This window comes from Negadavirga shengliensis, from assembly GCF_042652345.1.
Classification (GTDB): Bacteria; Bacteroidota; Bacteroidia; order Cytophagales; family Cyclobacteriaceae; genus Negadavirga; species Negadavirga shengliensis.
Map to the genome: position 1 here is coordinate 163 of NZ_JBHSJJ010000045.1, position 1,426 is coordinate 1,588.

Here is a 1,426-nt window from a genome sequence, read left to right on the forward strand (position 1 = left end):
GCATTCCAACTGAGGGTCGGCGGAAGGACAACGTCCGTAGCGTTGTTCGAGGGCGACACAAGAGAAGGCGCGGGGGGAACGGTCACCGGTTCGGTTTCTGTGGTGAATGCCCTTGCTGCCGACCAGTCACCCGGTCCGGCACTGTTGGCCGCACGCACACGCCAGTGATACTGTGTCGCATATGACAGATCCGGTATTTCCGCGCTTGTCCCTGTGAGGTTATCCGTATTGTAGACCGGACTGCTGAAATCGAAGTTGGCAGATACCTGCAGGTGGTAAGAGGTGGCTCCCGTCACCGCATTCCAACTGAGGGTCGGCGGAAGGACAACGTCCGTAGCGTTGTTCGAGGGCGACACAAGAGAAGGCGCGGGGGGAACGGTCACCGGTTCGGTTTCTGTGGTGAATGCCCTTGCTGCCGACCAGTCTCCCGCCCCCGTACTGTTGGCCGCCCGGACGCGCCAGTGATACTGCGTTGCATATGACAGACCCGGTATTTCCGCGCTTGTCCCTGTCAGGCCATCCGTATTGTAGACCGGACCGCTGAAATCGGAGTTGGCAGATACCTGCAGGTGGTAAGAAGTGGCTCCCGTCACCGCGTTCCAGCTGAGGGTCGGCGGAAGGACAACACCCATGGCGTTGTTCGACGGCGACACAAGAGACGGCGCGGGAGGAATGGTTACCGGTTCGGTTTGCGTAGTAAAGTTTCTGACAGTGGACCAGTTGCCCTCCCCGATAGCATTAATTCCACGCACTCTCCAATAATATGTAGTATTGTACGATAATCCGGAAGCAGCTACTTCGAGAGCTGTTATATTGCTTTGGCTAAATACGAAGGAAGAAAAGTTCTGAACAGTTGAAACCTGAACCTGATATGAATTTGCCGCACTAGCAGCTGCCCATTGCAGTAAAGGCGTTATGGATACATTCGTTGATGCGTTGGCAGGGTTGATAAGGTTGGGTACACCAGGCAGGCTGTTATTTTCCAACTCATATAACTGCGTGATTTCTTGAGAGCTCAAGGCACCGTTATATACCCTCACATCATCCAAGGCACCCTGAAACCTCAAGTCCCCGCCCCATGACCCTATCGTTAACAAACCGTTATTGCTAATTATAGTGGCAGGTTGGGAAAAACTGAGGGTGGCATCTTCCACGCCGTTGAGATAGATTTTCATTGTCTGCCCGTCAAAGGTCGCTGCCACATGCATCCATGTGGAACCATTGGAAGGATAGCTCCCGTTGGACAGCAGGTGGTAAGTAAGGCCATGGGCATCCCAGTTGAGCCAAAACTCTATTCTACCAGAACTTGTCGTGTTGATCTCATAGCCGTTCAGCGTGGATTTGTTCACGATTGATTTGGTCTGCCGCACAGCCGGACGGATCCATGCCGACAAAGTAATGGCCTCGGTGATGTTCAGGGAAGAGT

Annotated in this window: 1 protein-coding gene; it reads right to left on the reverse strand. The window is 53.7% G+C overall.

Annotated features, from left to right (window positions below; translation table 11 throughout):
* Positions 1 to 1,426 (reverse strand): LamG-like jellyroll fold domain-containing protein (locus tag ACFPFU_RS25605; protein WP_377069591.1); only part of this gene is annotated, 1,426 nt, incomplete at both ends.